Origin of the sequence: Streptomyces sp. NBC_01171, assembly GCF_045039805.1 — a bacterium.
Classification (GTDB): domain Bacteria; phylum Actinomycetota; class Actinomycetes; order Streptomycetales; family Streptomycetaceae; genus Streptomyces.
Genome location: NZ_CP108609.1, coordinates 2851783 through 2869074, shown reverse-complemented (window position 1 = coordinate 2869074; position 17292 = coordinate 2851783). Strand labels below are relative to the sequence as shown.

Genomic DNA, 17292 nt, shown 5'->3' with positions numbered 1-17292 from the left:
CAGGCGCTCCTGAGGTCCGCGTCGGTCAACTCGGGCGCGGGCCTCAGGCGTTCGCCATGTCAGCGTGGGGAGATGTACGGCAGGAACGTGGCCCAGGCCGCGGGGGTGAGGGCAAGGCGGAGGCCGTCTGGGTTCTTGGAGTCGCGGATGTGGATGGTGGCCGGGGTGGCGGCGATTTCCACGCAGTCGGGGCCGTCCGCAGTGCTGTAGCTGCTCTTTATCCACCGCGTTTCGGTGTCGGGCGTCTCGATGAGGGTCACGTCTCTCCCAGCGCTTTCTCGATGAGCGTCATCGACTCCTGCGGGCTGAGTGCCTGCGCCCGGATGACTCCGTAGCGGATGTCGAGGACCGTCGTTTCCTTGGGGTCGGTCATCACTCGGCTGCTGAGAGGCGCTTCGCTGAAGGCCACCGTAGTGCCGTTTCTCAGCTTGAGGAGGCGGAACGAACCATCCGTTCCCGAGTTCTCCTCACAGCCGAGGGGCAGGATCTGGAGGTCCACGTTGCGCCTTCTCCCCATCTCCAGCAAGTGTTCGAGCTGGTGTCGCATCACCATCTTGCCTCCGATGGGCCTGCGAAGTGTCGACTCGCACTGGACGAAACTGAAGGCTGGGCAGCCCACTTGGGCGTCCAGGATCTCCTGGCGTGCCAGCCGGGCGGTGACGCGCCGCCCTACTTCGTCCTCGCTGAAAGCGGGCCGACGGCTACTGAACACCGCCCGCGCGTACTCCTCCGTCTGCAACAGCCCGTGAATCACCGAGTTGTTGTACGCGCCCAGCTCGACCGCCTCCGCCTCCAGGCGTTTCAAGTCTCGCACCTTCTTCGGGTACCGGGCCTCCGCCACGTCCCGCTGCATGGCGGCGACGCGGCCACCCGCTTCCAGTACCCGGTCGGCCACGTCCAGGTACTCCGGGCGCGGAATGCGCCGTCCCTGCTCCACGGAGGAGACGAGGTCCTCCCCGTAACCGATGGCCGTGGAGAAGTCGGCCCGGGTGAGGCCGGCCGCCTCGCGCCACAGCTTCAACTGACGGCCGACCGCCCGGATGACCGCACCGGACTCGTCGTCCTCCAGCTCCGCGTCCCAGTTCCTCACGCTCGCCGTCCCTTCGTGCACTCCCTGTGCCCCAACAGGGCTTTTTCACAAGGTCGCAGGAGTGAACACGCTGTGTGACGTGATTCGGTGAAATCGCCTTGACGGTCGGCCCACCGGCGCCAGGGAGTCCGTAGGGCGGTCGGGTGGGAGCCGGGGGCACGGGACGTAAAAAGACCAAAGAACCCGGGGAAAGAAACCTACCTACCAGGCCAAACCTCGCGTGGATCACCCGGTTGGGTGAAACGGGCCGGAAGGGCTGGCGTGGCGTGGTCGTGGGCGTGCAGGCTCGCCCCGAGGCGCTGACGTGCCTGCCTTGACAACCCCACACATGCTTCGGCCCCCGCCGGGACGGCAATCCCAGTGCGAGGGCCTGACCAACGAGGAAGACAGAGCCCTTCCCCATGGCTGAGAAGAAGCCTAACCCTGCCCCGCGCCGGATTCATGAGGTTCGGCGTACCGACACCCCGTCCGGTGTCACCCACGTACGGGCCCACCAGCCGGACCGGTTCACGGTCGTCGGCAACCACCTCCTCCAGCACCCCGCGCTGTCGCTGACCGCCATCGGGCTGGCCGCGCACATCCTGTCGCTGCCCGAGGGCGCCCCCGTCGACATCCGCAGTCTCGCCGAGCGCTTTCCCGAGGGGCGCGACCGGATCGCCTTCGCCCTGCGGGAGCTGGAGGCGCACGGGTATCTCCGGCGGGTGCGGGAGCGTACGGAGAGCGGGCGTATCGCCACCCGCACCTACGCTCACCACCTTCCGGTCCACGTACCCGCCGTACCCGGTCCTGCCGCGGCGCCCCGAGCGCGCAGGCCGGTACCCCGGCCCTCGCGGGATGCCCAGGCCGAGCCGCAGGAGGACGACCGGCGCGCGGGCCGGGCGGAACCGGCGCCCCCGGCAGCACAGGTGTCCGAGGCAGCCGTCACGCCCGTCACGCCGCCCGCCGCCCCGGCACGAGCGGACCAACTCGAATCACCTGCCGACGACGCCGCACTCCACCCCCGCGACGACCGGGCCGCCACGCTCCTCGCGGGCCTGCGTCGCACCGACGCCCGGCTCACCCTGTCCCGCCGGGACGTGCACCGGCTCGCGCCCGCCGTCACCGCCTGGTTCGACGTCGGCGCGGGCGCCTCCACCGTGATCCACACATTGACGTCGGGCCTGCCCGCGGTCCTGGAGAGCCCGGCGGCGCTGATCGCCTACCGCCTGCGGAACCAGCTCCCGCCACCCCTGCCCGAGCCCACCGCGCCGCCCACCCATCCCGCGACGGCCCCCCACCCCATGTGGAACTGCGAGGGCTGCGACCGGGGATTCCGGGCGGCCGAGCCGGGGCTGTGCAGGGACTGCCGGTCCGGGTTCGCGGCAGGTCGGGCGGCCTGAGCTCGGTCGTCTCTTGAGCCTGGCCGCGGCGAGAGGGCGACTAAAAGGTGGTGGTGGGTCGGGTGATTCTGGCCGACTCGATGCCCCTTGACGTTCCATCAGGAAGACTGTTGAGCTGGCGAGGTCCGTCTCGTGGCTTGGGGGTGTGGGGTGTCCGGCTCTGATCTGCGCGCACTGTTCCGGTCCAACGATCGTGAACTGAAGGCCGTCGACTTCTTCGCCGACCGGCAGGGCGAGTGGGCGTCTGTGGCCGAAAGCCTGGTGCGCCACACCGAACGGGTGCGTGCTCCTGGGTTCGACGTCCAAGATCTGGAAGCCCCGCGCCGCAACGTCCTGGTCTTCTACGGCGTCGGCGGCATCGGGAAATCGACGCTGTCCCGTGGCGTGGCCGACCGGCTCGCGGACGGTATCAGCGGCAGGGAGGACTGGCCCCCGCTGCACCCAAGTGTGGGTCGCGTACTGCCCATACGTATCGACCTGTCCCGTGAGACAGGCGCGGACGTGGAGTCGCTGATGCTTGCCCTGCGGTTGGCGGTGGCGGATCTGGGCCACGCGATGCCCGCGTTCGACATCGCCTTCCAGCGTTACTGGCAGACCGTGCACCCGGGCGAGCCACTTGAGGAATACCTTCGGCACCGAACGTGGTTCAGCCGGCTGCCCGGCTCCAATGTGCTGCCTCAGCAGATGCAGTCGGTGCTCTCCGACGCCGCCCAGGCTGTGACCCTCCCCGGCACTGCAGGTGCCCTGGTGGGTGTCGGCCTGCGGGCACTCGTGGGGGCGCTGCGCGACCGACGTCATCGGGTGCGGACACTCGCCGGATGCCGGAGGCTGGCCGACCTGCTGGAGGCTGAGCCCAACCAGGACACGCTCAGCTACTTCGCCCACCTGCTCGCCTGGGATCTGGAACAACTCCCCGAGAAGCACCGTGTCACGCCGGTCGTCATGTTGGACACCTTCGAGGAGGCCGGTCACCGAGGACATCGGGACTTGGAGAAGCTGCTCCAGCGTGTTGTATGGCTGATGCCGAACGCGCTATTCGTCGTCACCGGCCGGAACCGGTTGCAGTGGGCCGATGCCACCCTGGAGGGACAACTCGACTGGGCCGGACCGGAGTACTGGCCGCAACTCGTCGGCGGCGCCCTTGAGGAGCCCCGGCAGCACACAGTCGGGTACCTGTCGGCCGAAGACTGTGAAATCTATCTGTGCGAGCGGCTGACCATCGGCGGGGAACCTCTGCTGGACGACCGCGCACGCCGATTCATCACCCGTAACTCCTACGGACTGCCGCTCTACCTCGACCTCGCCGTCATGCGGTTCCTGGACCTTTACCGCCGCAGCGGACGCGCCCCCGACGTGCACGAATTCAATCTCGACTTCCCCGCACTGGTCGCGCGCACGTTCCGGGATCTGGCGCCGGAGACACGACGGGTCTTACGTTCGGTGAGCCTGCTCGACTCCTTCTCGATCAGCTTGGCCACGACCGCCGCCGGCCTAGATCACGACGCGCCTGCGATGGATCTGGCCGAACGCCCGTTCGTTGATGCCGACCCGGCCGCTCCCTGGCCCTTCCGGCTTCACGACTTGATCCGTGGAACGGTCCGAGAAGCGGACTCCACCAGTGAGGACCGCTGGAGCGAGGCCGACTGGCAGCGGGCAGCCCTGCGCGCCTTCCAGGCCCTGGGCCTGGAGTCCGACCGGGACCGTACTCGGTTGGTCGCGTCCCTCCGCCAGGGACTGCGGTTGGCGAACGACTACCGCCTCGACCTCGGCTGGCTGGAAGATGCCGCCTTCCGTTACGTCGAGGACTTCATCTGGGAACCCCTCGGTACTGCGGGCACCGACATGAGCGACTTGGCCTCGATCACCACCCCGGCCCACGCGCTGTCGGTGACGCTGACCGCCGTCGCCGGCCGACAGCGCCGACACCGCAGCCTGACCGCCGAGACGCTGCGGCGGGTCCTTGCGTCCGGGCATCTCCCGGAGACACTGCGAGAGCTGCCGCAGTACTTTCTCGCCGAGTGCGACCGAGACCTGGGCAACTTCCAGGCGTCGCTATCCGGGATGCAGCAGGTCATCGACATCGGCGGCAGACTGGCAGCAACGGCCGCTCGTGGACAGGCCCACCTCGCCCGCCGAGTGGGGTGCTTCCCGCAGGTTCGTGATGCCGTCGCCACACTCGGAACCGAGGGGCGGCGCGATCGCGTACTGGGAGACCTGTGGTGGAGCCAGGGCTCCGTTGCCCTCGCGTGCGCCTCCTACGCCGCCAGCCGCGACGAGGCCCTGAGTACAGGGCAGTCCGGTGAGGCGGCACTCTCCCAGGCGTGTTTGTCCTTCGCCTCCGCCTTCCAGGACAGGCCCCGCGCCGCAGAGCAGATCGCTCGTGCGAAAGACCTGCTCGGACACGCGTCCATTCGCTGGGCAGAGATCCAAGTGGAGATCGCCGTGTTGGTCCGCGACGCCGGCATGGCGACCGATCTGCCGGAGCGCGCGGAGCAGGTAGCAGTGCTGGCACGGGAAGCGGGACTGACCTCCTCCGTCGCCTACGTGCATCTCGCCGCCTGCTTCCATGCCGCCGTCCTCGACTCCCCCGCGCTGTTGGAGGCTGCACGGGATCGGCTGGCTACGTCGGTGCGAGGCGAGGAATTCGCTTACCTGATGGAGCTCACCTACCTCATGAGAGGTGACCAGCGACCCAGTGAGCTGCCTGCCGCGCAATGGCTCGACGGTGTACAGCAGACCCAAGCCCGATGGGCGGCCCTTGTAGCCGATCGGCGGCGGGAAGCCGCAGCGAACAGAGGAGCGTAAACCCGGTGGCGAACTACACCACGCTCGACCAGATCGACGTGTCCGCACTGGCCGACGGATACGGCATCGAGCAGCCGAGGCTGACGGCCCTACCCGGCGGTGCCGCCAACTCGAGCTTCCGTGTCTGCAGCCCGAGCGGGGCCTATGTCCTCACGATCCTGGACAACCACGATGCCCGTAGTGCCCGGCGCCTGGCCGCACACACCCAGGCCCTGTTTCGTGCCGGCATCCCCACCATCGAGGTCATCCCCGCCCGCGATGGGTCGCTGACTGCCCCGCTGGGTGACTCCACTGTGATCCTGAAGAGGTGGGTGGACGGCGAGGTGATCGAGCCTTTGCCATTGGCGCTGCTCGCGGATGCCGGTCGTGCCCTGGCACAGCTCCACGCCATCGACCCGACTTCGGCCGGTCTCACGGACGTACCGGTCGGCACCCGGCGCCTCTCCGCGGCCCATCTCGACCACATCCCGCGCTTCGAGGACCGTGCCTTCGCCGACTGGCTGACCGCGAGGCTCGACCGCGTCCGTTCCGCAGAGGCCGGGACCCAGCGGACCCCCAGGATCACTCACGGCGACCTGTTCGCCGACAACCTGGTGATCAGCGGGGGCTCGCGGCTGACGATCCTGGACTGGGAGACCCTGTCCCTCGACGACCCGCTCCTGGATCTGGGCATGGCAGTCGTCGGCCTCGCCCAGGAGGACAACGCGCTCGTTCCCGCCCGGGCGCGAGCCCTGGTCGACGGCTACCGCTCCATCGCCACCCTGACCCGCGCTGACCTCACGGGGCTGCCGCTGGAGATCGAGCACGCCGCGTTGATCATCGCTTTCCACCGCTACTTCCGCCACAACGTCCGCTTCCCCGACCCGGACAAGCGGACCATCCACCGTGCCTTGATCCACTTCGTGGACTCGATCGACGGGCACGTGCTCGGTGCCTGACAGAGCGGCCGACAGGCCGACTGCGCGTCGGTAAAGGCACGGGATGAGCGGGCGTAGCGTAGAAGGCATGTCGAAGTACGGTTCCTTTCCCGGTGCGCGGCCGCGGCGGCTGCGGACCTCGCCCGTCATGCGTCGGATGGTCGCGGAGACGCGGCTGCATCCGGCCGACTTCATCCTTCCGGCGTTCGTCCGGGAGGGCGTGAGCGAGCCGGTGCCGATCGCCGCGATGCCCGGTGTCGTGCAGCACACCCGCGACAGCCTGAAGAAGGCCGCGCTGGAGGCCGCCGAGGCGGGCGTCTCCGGGATCATGCTCTTCGGGGTGCCGGAGGAGTCGAAGAAGGACGGGCTCGGCACGCCGGGCACCGACCCCGACGGCATCCTCCAGGTCGCCCTGCGCGACGTGCGCGCGGAGGTCGGCGACGACCTGCTGGTCATGGCCGACCTGTGCCTGGACGAGTTCACCGACCACGGCCACTGCGGGGTGCTGGACGCCGAGGGCCGCGTCGACAACGACGCCACGCTGGAGCGGTACGCCGAGATGGCGCAGGTCCAGGCCGACGCGGGCGCCCATGTGGTGGGCCCGAGCGGCATGATGGACGGCCAGATCGGGGTCGTCCGGGACGCGCTGGACCAGATCGGCCGGGAGGACGTGGCGGTTCTCGCGTACACCGCGAAGTACGCCTCCGCCTTCTTCGGGCCCTTCCGCGAGGCCGTCGGCTCCTCCCTCCAGGGCGACCGCAAGACCTACCAGCAGGACCCGGCGAACCTCCGCGAGTCCCTGCGCGAGCTGGAGCTGGACCTCGCCGAGGGCGCGGACATGGTCATGGTCAAGCCGGCCGGGCCGTACCTGGACATCCTGGCGCGGGTCGCCGACGCGGTGGACGTGCCGGTCGCCGCCTACCAGGTCTCCGGCGAGTACTCCATGATCGAGGCCGCCGCCCAGAAGGGCTGGATCGACCGTGACCGGGCCATCTTCGAGGCCCTGACCGGCATCAAGCGGGCCGGGGCGCGGAACATCCTCACGTACTGGGCGACCGAGGTGGCGCAGAAGCTGCGCTGAGGCTGCCGCAGAGTGGGCGGGGCCCGGTGGGCTCCGCCCAGGTCCGTCAGTCCTGCGGACGGTAGACGTCGCAGGAGCCCCAGCTCTTGTCCTCCTGCTTGCAGGTCAGCTCGCCGTCGGTGGTGAAGTCGGCGGTGGGGGAGTACTTGGGGCCGCCGTTCTTGAGGTCGGTGTCCCCGTCGGGGTTCTCCACCGCCAGGGCGAAGGCCTGGAAGTTGCCTGTCGTCATGTTGCGCGCGGAGCACAGGCCCAGGTTGCTGTACCAGACCTGCCCGGCGTCGATTCTGACCTTGGTCATCGAGTAGGGCCCCTGAGGGCACTCCGTAGCCATTCCGCCGCGCAGGTACTTGACCGAGACGTCGACGACCACTTGGCTGCTGCTGACGTTCTTCACCCTGACGCCGAACGCCGCATCGGTTCCGGTGATCTGGGAGCAGGCGCTCGCCACGAGGCCGGACCCTGACGGGGAGCTCCGCCATTCACCGCAGTAGAGGCGGTCGCGGGCGTACGGGGTGCTGGGAGTCGCTGCTTTCCGCGTCACCTTCGGCTTGGCCTCCACGGCGGGCGGCTTCTCGTCCCGGGCCTCGCTCACAATGGACGGACTGGGCTTCGCCGAGGGCGAGTTGGCCGACGGTGCGGGGGACGCGCCGGTGACCGCCGCGCTCTGCTGGGCCGCTCCGGCGAGCTGTCCCGCTCCGCCGCTGCCGGCGTTGGCGTGCACCACGAGGAACGTCAACGCGCCGACGGCGGCCAGCCCGACCACGGTCAGGCCGAGCTGGCGGCCGCCGAAGTGCATGTGCTTGGCCTGGTACGCGTTGCCGCCGACCTCAGAGGCGCCGGAGATCTCGTTGCTGGTGCGGTCGGACGAGGTTGGTGCTTCCACGGGTCAGTCGCCCCTGCCCATGAGGCCGCGGAAGGTGAAGCGTCCCTTGATGTTCTGCCCTTGGATGACGGACCCGTGGACGGTGCCGGAGACCTGGTTGCTGTGCACGAGCTGGGTCGTCGGCGCGGCGCCCCGGTTCGCCGCCTCCTTGAGCCAGTCGCGGAGATCGTCGGCGAAGGCGGGGTCGCTGTCGATGTACCGGTCCAGTGAGGCGATCAGCGGGGCGGGGTCCGTCGCCGCGCCGTCGAGCGTGGACAGCGCCTCCTCGTCGCGACGGAACCGGTGCCGGATCATGCCGAGCAGGACTTCGAGCGCCCTCGCCCCCACGGCGTCCAGCGCTCCCTGGCCGACGGCCGAGGCCACCGACTGCGCTAGTGACACATCCATACGATCCTCCAACCGTGCTGCGCTGCACGGCACTTGACCAGACGGGGAGTCAGATCATGGCAGAGGGGACGCCCTCTCCGCGACCGGGTGGCGGAGACGATGCCCGTGCCACGTGCCCCGCCGCAGAGGCACCCGCCGACGACGGCATACGGCAACGGCACCGCCCCCGCTGGGACGGTGCCGTTCGTGTGTGGGGCCGGGAGACGGCTACTTCTCCTCGCCGGCCTTCCGCTCCTGCGCGGCCGGGCCCTGGATCTCCAGGCGGCCGCCCGGCTGCTCGGCGTCGGACGGCCGGTTGCCGTTCTGGCCGCTGAGGTTGTTCCGGACCGAGTCCAGGATCGTCAGGCCCTGGGCGACCAGGCCGGCCGCTATCTCACCGAGGCCGTCGGCGCCGTTCAGTACGTTGACGTTCGCCCCCTTGAGGCCGCCCGCGGCCTCCTTCACGATCTGCGGGAGCTGGTCGATCAGCATCCGGTCCAGGGCGACCCGGTCGTGCGAGGCCGCCGCCTCGGCCTGGATCTTCATCCGCTCTGCGTCCGCGATGGCGAGCACCCGGACCCGCTCCGCCTCGGCCTCCGCGGGCTTCACGATCTCCGCGACCAACTGCTGCTGACGCAACTTCGCCTGCCGCAGCGCCAGTTCGGTCTGCGCGGCCAGCACCTCCTGCTGCGCGTGCGCCTGCGCCAGCGGACCGGCCTGGGCGGCCTCGGCCTGGGCGCGGTCCACCTGCGCCGAGTACTCCGCCTGCACCACCGCGGTCTGCCGGGCGTACTCCGCCTGCTTGCGGGCCGCGACCTGCTCCGCCTCGGCGGCGGCCTGATTGGCCTGGGCCTGGGCGATCTGGGCCTGCCGCCGGATGGCCGCCTTGTGCGGGGCGGACATCGCGTCGATGTAACCGGTGTTGCCGTCGTCGATCGACTGGATCTGGAGCGAGTCCACGATCAGGCCGATCTTCGCCATCTCCGTCTTCGAGGTGTCCAGCACCTCGGCCGCGAGCTTCTGCCGCTCGGTGACGATCTCCTCGACCGTCATGGAACCGATGATCGCGCGCAGGTGGCCGGCGAAGATCCGCCCGGTCAGCACCGACATCTGCTCCTGGTCGGAGAGGAAGCGCTGGCCGGCGTTGATGATGCTCTCCGGGTCGTTGCCGACCTTGAACGCGATCACGGCGCGGACGTGCAGGGCGATGCCCTGCTTGGTCACACAGGTCTCGGTGACCTCGGCCTCGCACATCGACAGCGTGAGGAAGCGGACCTTGCGGAACACGGGGAGCACGAACTTCCCGTGCCCCGTCACCACCCGGAACGGCGCGCCCCCCAGTCCCCGCCTGCCACCCGAGATCAGCATCGCCTCGTCGGGGGCGGGAACGCGGTAACCGAACATACTGCTCGTCTCCTCAGTCGACGCCGGCGGACATCCCGCCCAGCGTGTCCAATGGATCGCCCCACGCGATGACATCGACCTCACGCAGCCCCCGTGACTCGATCACGAGTACGGTCGCCCCGCGCGGCAGCGGCTCCTGCGACCAGGCGAGGAAGGTCTCGGAGCCGCCTCTGACCCGCACCAGGATCTCGCCGGGACCGGCGGAGCCGCGCGTGCCGATGAGCAGTTCCCCCGTGCAGCCGATCACGGCTTCGTCCTGTGCCATCGCCCGGCTGCCTCCCGTCGTTTCTGGTCCTCCGGTCCGACGATAGACCTGACGATGACGGGCGTACACCAAGGTTTTCTCTGCCTTTTGAAGGGAGCCGACATGAGAAACGGCCCGGTCCGCACAGGGGCGGGCCGAGCCGTTTCCTGTCGTACGGGTCAGAGCTTGCCGGGCGTCCGGATGCCCAGCAGCGCCATGCCCTCGTGCAGGGTGCGAGCCGTCAGGTCGACCAGGAAGAGGCGGTTCTCCACCTGGGCGGGGGAGTCGGCCTTCAGCACCGGGCACTGGTCGTAGAACGACGTCAGCAGCGAGGCGAGCTGGTAGAGGTAGGCGGCCATCTTGTGCGGCTCGCGGGCCGCGGCCACCTCCAGTACCGTCTCCGCGAACTGGTCCAGGTGCAGGCCCAGCGCGCGCTCCGCCGGGGCCAGCGCCAGCTCCGGGTGGGCGGCGGGGCGGGCCTCGCCGGCCTTGCGGAGGATGGACTGGATACGGGCGTACGCGTACTGGAGGTACACCGAGGTGTCGCCGTTGAGCGAGACCATCTGGTCCAGGTCGAACTTGTAGTCCCGTACGGCCGAGGTGGACAGATCGGCGTACTTCACGGCGCCGACGCCGACGTAGCGGCCGTTCTCGACGATCTCGTCCTCGGTCAGGCCCACCTTCTCGGCCTTCTCGCGGACCACGGCGGTGGCCCGCTCGACGGCCTCGTCCAGCAGGTTCTCCAGCTTGACCGTCTCGCCCTCACGGGTCTTGAACGGCTTGCCGTCCTTGCCGAGGACCGTGCCGAAGGCCAACTGGACCGCCGTCACGTCGTCGTTCAGCCAGCCCGCCCGGCGCGCGGTCTCGAAGACCATCCGGAAGTGCAGGGCCTGCCGGGCGTCCACCACGTACAGCAGGGTGGACGCCTTGAGGTTGAAGACGCGGTCGCGGATCGCGGAGAGGTCGGTGGCCGCGTAGCCGTAGCCGCCGTCGGACTTCTGGACGATCAGCGGGACGGGGTTGCCCTCCGGGCCCTTGATGTCGTCGAAGAACACGCACAGCGCGCCCTCGGAGCGGACCGCGACGCCGGACTCCTCCAGCATGCGGCAGGTCTCCGCGAGCATGTCGTTGTACCCGGACTCGCCGACGATGTCGGGGTCGCGGACCTCCATGTCCAGCTTGTCGAAGACGGAGAAGAAGTAGATCTTCGACTCGTCCACGAACTTCTGCCAGATGGCGAGGGTCTTCGGATCGCCCGCCTGGAGGTCGACCACCCGGCGCCGGGCGCGGGTCTTGAACTCCTCGTCGGAGTCGAACAGCTTGCGCGCGGTCTTGTAGAGGCGGTCCAGGTTGGACATCGCCTCCTCGCCGGACACCTCGGACTCCTTGTGGTCCAGCTCGTGCGGGTGCTCGTCCAGGTACTGGATGAGCATGCCGAACTGGGTGCCCCAGTCGCCGATGTGGTGCCGACGGACCACGTTCTCGCCGGTGAACTCCAGCAGCCGCACCATCGCGTCGCCGATGACCGCCGAGCGCAGGTGGCCGACGTGCATCTCCTTGGCCACGTTCGGCTGCGCGTAGTCGATCACCGTGGTGCCGGGGTGCGCGGCGTACGGCACTCCCAGGCGGCCGGTGTCGTCCGCGTACCGGGCGGCCAGGTTCTCGGTGATCGCCTTGTCCGCGACGGTGATGTTCAGGAAGCCGGGGCCGGAGACCTCGACGTCCGCGATCACGTCGCCGGTGGTGATCCCGGAGACGACCTGCGTGGCCAGCTCCCGCGGGTTGGCCTTGGCCTTCTTGGCGAGCGCGAGGATGCCGTTGGCCTGGTAGTCGGCCCGGTCACTTCGTCGCAGCAGCGGGTCCGCGTCCGCGGCCTCCGGCAGGGCGGCCGAGAGGGCGGAGGCGAGGTGCTGCTGGACGGAGTCGCGGAGGGACGTGACCGAGGCCATAGGTAAGGGTGCCGTTCTCCTCGTGGGAATGGATGGTCCCGGCCAGTATCCCATGGGGGGTAAAGCCGTTTTTTCGCGTGCCGGGGTGTCTGGGATTATGAAGGGGCCGGCGGGCGAGCGACCGTCGGACCACAACGCTGCAACCCGAAGGACGTGCCGATCGTGGCTCAGAGCGCCGAGACCACCGACTGGGTCTCCCGTTTCGCGGATGACGTCATCCAGGAGTCGGAGCGTCGGGCTCCGGGCAAACCGGTCGTCGTCGCCTCCGGGCTCTCCCCGTCCGGCCCGATCCACCTGGGCAACCTGCGCGAGGTCATGACCCCGCACCTGGTCGCCGACGAGATCCGGCGGCGCGGGCACCAGGTCCGGCACCTGATCTCCTGGGACGACTACGACCGCTACCGCAAGGTCCCGGCCGGGATCGCGGGCGTCGACGAGTCCTGGGCCGAGCACATCGGCAAGCCGCTGACCTCGGTCCCGGCGCCGGAGGGCTCCTCGTACCCGAACTGGGCCGAGCACTTCAAGGCCGCCATGGTCGAGGCGCTCGCCGAGCTGGGTGTGGAGTTCGACGGGATCAGCCAGACCGCGCAGTACACCTCCGGCGTCTACCGCGAGCAGATCCTGCACGCGATGAAGCACCGCGGGGACATCGACGCGATCCTCGCCCAGTACCGCACCAAGAAGGCGCCGGGCAAGAAGCCGCAGCAGAAGGCGGTCGACGAGGCCGAGCTGGAGGCCGAGGAGGGCTCCGGCGCGGCCGCCGAGGACGACGGCAGCTCCGGCTCCGCCGGGTACTTCCCGTACAAGCCGTACTGCGGCGAGTGCGGCAAGGACCTCACCACCGTCACCTCCTACGACGACGACACCACCGAGCTGGCCTACACCTGCACCGCCTGCGGCTTCGGTGAGACGGTCCGGCTGAGCGAGTTCAACCGGGGCAAGCTGGTCTGGAAGGTCGACTGGCCGATGCGCTGGGCCTACGAGGGCGTGATCTTCGAGCCCTCCGGCGTCGACCATTCCTCGCCGGGCTCCTCCTTCCAGGTCGGCGGCCAGATCGTCGGGATCTTCGACGGCGAGCAGCCCATCGGCCCGATGTACGCCTTCGTCGGCATCTCCGGCATGGCCAAGATGTCGTCCTCGCGCGGCGGGGTGCCCACGCCGGCCGACGCGCTGAAGATCATGGAGCCCCAGCTCCTGCGCTGGCTGTACGCCCGCCGCCGCCCCAACCAGTCCTTCAAGATCGCCTTCGACCAGGAGATCCAGCGGCTCTACGACGAGTGGGACAAGCTCGCCGCCAAGGTCGCCGAGGGCTCCGCGCTCCCCGGTGACGTCGCCGCGTACACCCGCGCCGTCGGCACCGCCGCCGGTGAGCTGCCGAAGACCGCGCACCCGCTGCCGTACCGCACGCTCGCCTCGGTCGCGGACATCACCGCCGGACACCAGGACCAGGCGCTGCGCATCCTCTCCGAGCTGGACCCGGCGAACCCGATCACCGACCTCGCCGACGCCCGCCCCCGGTACGACAAGGCCGAGGCGTGGATCAACACCTACGTCCCCGCCGACCAGCGCACCATCGTGCGCGAGGAGCCGGACGCCGAGCTGCTGAAGTCGCTGGACGACGAGGCCCGCCAGTCCCTGCGCCTGCTGCTCGACGGGCTCGCGGACAACTGGTCCCTGGACGGCCTCACCCACCTCGTCTACGGCGTCCCGAAGGTACGCGCCGGCTTCTCCGCCGACGCCACGCCCAAGGAGCTGCCGCCGGAGATCAAGACGGCCCAGCGGACCTTCTTCGCCCTGCTGTACCACCTGCTCGTCGGCCGGGACACCGGCCCGCGTCTGCCCACGCTGCTGCTTGCGGTCGGGCAGGACCGGGTGCGGGCCCTGCTCGGGGAGTAGGCCGCGCATACGAGGAGGGGGCGCCCGGTGTCGTACCGGGCGCCCCCTCCTCGCGTACGCGTTGATCAGGCGATGTGCTCCTCTTCCATCTGCGCCATGTGGCGCTGCTGGAAGCGCTCCGCCAGTGTCTTCGCGGCACCGGGGTCGAGGGTGATGCCGAAGGTGGCGTTTATGTTGTCGGCGAGCATGGGGCCCGTCGGGTAACTGCCGTCTATCGACTGGCGGAAGACCTGGTACAGGTCTTCCTCGTCCGGCTCGGCAGGCCCCCCGCCCTCGCCCAACTCGCGGGTGCGGTTCGGGCCGACGGGTATCGGGAAGCTGCCGGTCTCCTCCGGGGAGGGCTGCTGGAACCGCTCCGGGGGCTGCTCCTCGTACCAGTCCCCGTACTGCTCCTCGGGGAAGTACTGGGGGTCCGGGCCGGGGTCGAAGGCCGGGTCGTAGCCGCCGTGGTAGTCGATGTCACGCGGGGGCGTGTGGAACCACGGGCTGCTCTCGTCCTCCGCCTCCGGAGGGGGCGGCGGCTGCTCGGCCGGGGCGGGCTGGGCCTGTACGGGCGCGGCCTGAAGCGCGGCCGGGGCCGGCTGGGGGAGTCCTGGTGCCGGGGGCAGCAGTACGGGCTCGATGCCCGCCGCCGCGAGGCCCGCCGGGGCGGTCTCCGCGAGCGGGACGCCGTAGCGGGCCAGACGCAGCGGCATCAGGGACTCCACCGGAGCCTTGCGGCGCCAGGCGCGGCCGAAGCGGGAGCGCAGCCGGGCCTGGTAGACGAGACGTTCCTGCTCCAGCTTGATGACCTGCTCGTAGGAGCGCAGCTCCCACAGCTTCATCCGCCGCCACAGCAGGAAGGTGGGCAGCGGGGAGAGCATCCAGCGGGTGAGGCGGACGCCCTCCATGTGCTTGTCGGCGGTGATGTCCGCGATCCGGCCGACCGCGTGCCGCGCCGCCTCCACGGAGACCACGAACAGGATCGGGATCACCGCGTGCATGCCCGTGCCCAGCGGGTCGGGCCAGGCGGCGGCGCCGTTGAAGGCGATCGTCGCGGCCGTGAGCAGCCAGGCCGTCTGACGCAGCATCGGGAAGGGGATGCGCATCCAGGTCAGCAGCAGGTCGAGGGCGAGCAGTACGCAGATGCCCGCGTCGATGCCGACCGGGAACACGTACGAGAAGTTCCCGAACCCCTTCTTCAGGGCCAGCTCCCGGACGGCCGCGTACGAACCGGCGAAGCCGATACCGGCGATGACCAGCGCGCCGGTGACGACCACGCCGATCAGAACGCGGTGCATCCGAGTCAACTGCATTGGCGCGGCCACTCGTACTCCCCTCCCTTGCGTGTTGTTGCGCGCAACAGAGTGGCACAGGTGTGCGCCGAACGTGGTGTCGGTCAGCCCTTCTTGGGGGCGGCGGAGGACGCCGAGCCCTTGGGGGAGGGGGACTTGGAGGCGCCCTTGGAGGGGCTGGCGGAGGGGGAACTGCCTTCCGCGTCACGGCCGTTGGCACTGGCCACCGCGCTGACCGCCTCCTTGGCAGCCTTCTTGGCGTCCGCCGTGAGGTCGCCCGCGTCCGGGGTCTTGTCGCCCGCGAGACCGGCGCCGTTGTAGTCGAGGGTGATCACGACGTTCTCCACGCGCGCGACCACCGTCTGCTGCTTGAAGGCGCCTTCCTTCTTCTTCAGGTCGTAGTGCACCGCGGTCGCCTCGTCGCCGGTGCCGCCGAGCGCCTCCGTCTTGGTGTTCTTCGCGCCCGAGGCGGCCTTGGCGTCCTGGACCTGGCGCGTGTAGTACGTGTGCGCCTGGTCGTTGCCGCTGCCGCGGGAGGTGTCGGAGTCGAAGCGCAGCAGGGAGACGTTCAGCCAGCGGAACTGCGAGCCCTTGACGCCGTTGTTGTCCAGGCTGGTCCAGGAGCAGGAGGACCGGTTCGCGGTGTTGTCGCTGGAACCCTTCTTGCCGTCCGTGTCCGCCTCCGGCACCAGGTCGCCCAGCGTCTTCTTCGGCAGCACCTTGCACGGCTCGGGCAGCTTGCGGAACACCGACGCCTGCACGGTCGGGGAGGGCTTCGCCGAGGGCTGCTGGGAAGCGCTGCCGCCGGACGGCTTGGCGGAGGCGCCCGCCTTGCCCGGGGCGTCGCCGGAGTCCGAGGAACAGGCCGCGGTGATCAGTACCGCGGGAACGGCTGCCGCGCACACCAGGGCACGGCTCAGACGCGTGGCACGCGGTCCACGCTGGGCACGGTCGTCTCGCTGGGCTGCTCGCTGCATGGTTCCTTCACTCGTGACGCTCGGTGTTCATGCGGGTTCCTGCGGGGCCACCGTACGCGGTACGCGCGGCACGCGGTCGCCGGTCGAGCGCCTCGGGGGAGGGGGCCGGGGGCGGGCGAGGGGGCGTCAGCCGTCCAGCACGTCGGCCAGTTGAGAGGCCAGATCGCGTGCCCTGTCCTGCATTTCCTTGCTGTCCGGGACCGCGCCGACGGCCATCGGCTGCTCCTCGTAGTCGATGGTGACGACCACGTTGGACGTGCGGAACACCACAGTCACCGTCCGGGGTTCGGCGGTCGAACCGGACGAGTCGAGCTGGTCGTCCAGGTACGCCTCGTCACCGAGGTCGGGCAGCACGCGGGGCTGGAGGTCGGTGGACGCCGCGCTGCCGGAGCCGCCCGCGGCGGGGTCGGTGGAGGTGGCCGACGTGGGGCTGCCGGAGGGGTCCGCGGACGGGGAGGGGCTGCCGCTCGGGCTGGTGCTGGGGGAGGCGGGCGCGGAGAGCGAGGGCACGGGCAGGTCGGCGGCCTTGGCCATGCCCTGGAACAGCTTCTGCGCCTGGGTGTCGTCGCTGACCGCGCCGTCGTACGACACCACGCGCTCGAAGTCGACCGAGAGGCGGTCGGTGGCGAGGGTGGACTCCACCTTCCAACGGCAGCCCACCTTGCGGTCGGTGTCGTAGGTCAGCGCGGGCACGCCCCGGTACGCCTTGTCGCGCTGGTCGGGGTCGGTGAGCTGCTGGATGCCGGGGAGCAGGGTGCCGAGGGTGTCGTGGCCGACGGCGCCGCAGGGCTCGGGCAGGGTGCGGTACCGGCCGGGCTGGGCGGCGGCCGGGGCGGAGGCGGCGTCGCCGGGGTTGGCGTCGTCGGTGGGCGTGCCGCCGCCGGAGCCCGAGCTACAGCCTGCCAGCAGGGCCGCGAGGAGGGCGGCGGTGCCGGTGATGTACGCCTTCCGCTGCACGGTCGGGCTCCTTAGGACGGTGTGCGACCCGACGGCGGTGCCCGGTCGATGCTCCAGTGTCCCCGCTGGT

The 17292-nt window shown here is 70.0% G+C and carries 15 protein-coding genes; 5 read left to right on the top strand and 10 right to left on the bottom strand.

Going from position 1 to position 17292, the window contains the following annotated elements; all coding sequences use genetic code 11:
- Positions 1-59: 59 nt before the first annotated feature.
- Together OG448_RS13125 and OG448_RS13120 are read right to left on the bottom strand one after the other, a co-directional pair.
- The gene (locus tag OG448_RS13125; protein WP_405553719.1) at positions 60-260 is read right to left on the bottom strand and encodes a DUF397 domain-containing protein; all 201 of its coding nucleotides are present in this window, start codon (positions 258-260) and stop codon (positions 60-62) included.
- Complete coding sequence (locus OG448_RS13120) at positions 257-1090, bottom strand: helix-turn-helix domain-containing protein (RefSeq protein ID WP_405553717.1); 834 nt, start codon at positions 1088-1090, stop codon at positions 257-259. Before OG448_RS13120 ends, OG448_RS13125 begins: the two co-directional genes overlap by 4 nt.
- A gap of 401 nt (positions 1091-1491) precedes the next feature.
- Here OG448_RS13120 and OG448_RS13115 point away from each other — a divergent pair, with 401 nt between their 5' ends.
- The 4 genes from OG448_RS13115 (at position 1492) to hemB (ending at position 7272) form a co-directional block, all read left to right on the top strand.
- Positions 1492-2469: a helix-turn-helix domain-containing protein gene (locus OG448_RS13115; RefSeq protein WP_405553716.1), complete on the top strand. Its 978-nt coding sequence runs from the start codon at positions 1492-1494 to the stop codon at positions 2467-2469.
- A 150-nt stretch (positions 2470-2619) separates the two neighbouring features.
- A complete protein-coding gene (locus OG448_RS13110; protein WP_405553714.1) occupies positions 2620-5274 on the top strand; it encodes an ATP/GTP-binding protein in 2655 nt (884 codons plus the stop codon).
- A 5-nt stretch (positions 5275-5279) separates the two neighbouring features.
- Positions 5280-6212, top strand: a complete 933-nt coding sequence (locus OG448_RS13105) for a phosphotransferase (RefSeq protein WP_405553713.1) — start codon at positions 5280-5282, stop codon at positions 6210-6212.
- A 67-nt stretch (positions 6213-6279) separates the two neighbouring features.
- Positions 6280-7272 carry a porphobilinogen synthase gene (gene hemB, locus OG448_RS13100; RefSeq protein WP_405553711.1) on the top strand — a complete coding sequence of 331 codons (993 nt, stop codon included), beginning with the start codon at positions 6280-6282 and terminating at the stop codon, positions 7270-7272.
- A gap of 46 nt (positions 7273-7318) precedes the next feature.
- Here the strand turns inward: hemB and OG448_RS13095 are convergent, their stop codons facing one another.
- From OG448_RS13095 to argS, 5 genes are all read right to left on the bottom strand, one after another.
- Positions 7319-8155, bottom strand: coding sequence for a hypothetical protein (locus OG448_RS13095; protein WP_405553709.1), 837 nt, complete (start codon positions 8153-8155; stop codon positions 7319-7321).
- Between the two features lie 3 nt (positions 8156-8158).
- Entirely contained in the window at positions 8159-8542 is a 384-nt protein-coding gene (locus OG448_RS13090) for a hypothetical protein (RefSeq protein ID WP_405553707.1), read from the bottom strand.
- Positions 8543-8749: 207 nt separating this feature from the next.
- Positions 8750-9925 carry a flotillin family protein gene (locus OG448_RS13085; RefSeq protein ID WP_405553706.1) on the bottom strand — a complete coding sequence of 392 codons (1176 nt, stop codon included), beginning with the start codon at positions 9923-9925 and terminating at the stop codon, positions 8750-8752.
- 13 nt (positions 9926-9938) lie between these two features.
- Positions 9939-10190, bottom strand: coding sequence for a hypothetical protein (locus OG448_RS13080; RefSeq protein WP_135789291.1), 252 nt, complete (start codon positions 10188-10190; stop codon positions 9939-9941).
- A gap of 158 nt (positions 10191-10348) precedes the next feature.
- Positions 10349-12118 carry an arginine--tRNA ligase gene (argS, locus tag OG448_RS13075; RefSeq protein ID WP_405553704.1) on the bottom strand — a complete coding sequence of 590 codons (1770 nt, stop codon included), beginning with the start codon at positions 12116-12118 and terminating at the stop codon, positions 10349-10351.
- Between the two features lie 153 nt (positions 12119-12271).
- On the opposite strand from argS, the gene lysS reads away from it, so the two are divergent.
- Positions 12272-14014: a lysine--tRNA ligase gene (gene lysS / locus OG448_RS13070; RefSeq protein ID WP_391295550.1), complete on the top strand. Its 1743-nt coding sequence runs from the start codon at positions 12272-12274 to the stop codon at positions 14012-14014.
- A 65-nt stretch (positions 14015-14079) separates the two neighbouring features.
- Here the strand turns inward: lysS and OG448_RS13065 are convergent, their stop codons facing one another.
- The 3 genes from OG448_RS13065 to OG448_RS13055 all read right to left on the bottom strand — a co-directional run bounded on the left by OG448_RS13065 (position 14080) and on the right by OG448_RS13055 (position 17222).
- The gene (locus tag OG448_RS13065) at positions 14080-15294 is read right to left on the bottom strand and encodes a DUF2637 domain-containing protein (protein ID WP_405553702.1); all 1215 of its coding nucleotides are present in this window, start codon (positions 15292-15294) and stop codon (positions 14080-14082) included.
- Positions 15295-15392: 98 nt separating this feature from the next.
- Positions 15393-16265 (bottom strand): DUF3558 family protein, encoded by an 873-nt coding sequence (locus OG448_RS13060; protein WP_405553701.1) that lies wholly within the window; start codon positions 16263-16265, stop codon positions 15393-15395.
- A gap of 126 nt (positions 16266-16391) precedes the next feature.
- The gene (locus OG448_RS13055; protein ID WP_405553699.1) at positions 16392-17222 is read right to left on the bottom strand and encodes a DUF3558 domain-containing protein; all 831 of its coding nucleotides are present in this window, start codon (positions 17220-17222) and stop codon (positions 16392-16394) included.
- Between the last annotated feature and the right edge of the window lie 70 nt (positions 17223-17292).

Coding starts and splice junctions, on each gene's coding strand:
- OG448_RS13115 (WP_405553716.1), top strand. CDS start 1,492: ATGGCTGAGAAGAAGCCTAACCCTGCCCCGCGCCGGATTCATGAGGTT.
- hemB (WP_405553711.1), top strand. CDS start 6,280: ATGTCGAAGTACGGTTCCTTTCCCGGTGCGCGGCCGCGGCGGCTGCGG.
- OG448_RS13090 (WP_405553707.1), bottom strand. CDS start 8,542: ATGGATGTGTCACTAGCGCAGTCGGTGGCCTCGGCCGTCGGCCAGGGA.
- OG448_RS13085 (WP_405553706.1), bottom strand. CDS start 9,925: ATGTTCGGTTACCGCGTTCCCGCCCCCGACGAGGCGATGCTGATCTCG.
- OG448_RS13080 (WP_135789291.1), bottom strand. CDS start 10,190: ATGGCACAGGACGAAGCCGTGATCGGCTGCACGGGGGAACTGCTCATC.
- argS (WP_405553704.1), bottom strand. CDS start 12,118: ATGGCCTCGGTCACGTCCCTCCGCGACTCCGTCCAGCAGCACCTCGCC.
- OG448_RS13065 (WP_405553702.1), bottom strand. CDS start 15,294: ATGCACCGCGTTCTGATCGGCGTGGTCGTCACCGGCGCGCTGGTCATC.
- OG448_RS13060 (WP_405553701.1), bottom strand. CDS start 16,265: ATGCAGCGAGCAGCCCAGCGAGACGACCGTGCCCAGCGTGGACCGCGT.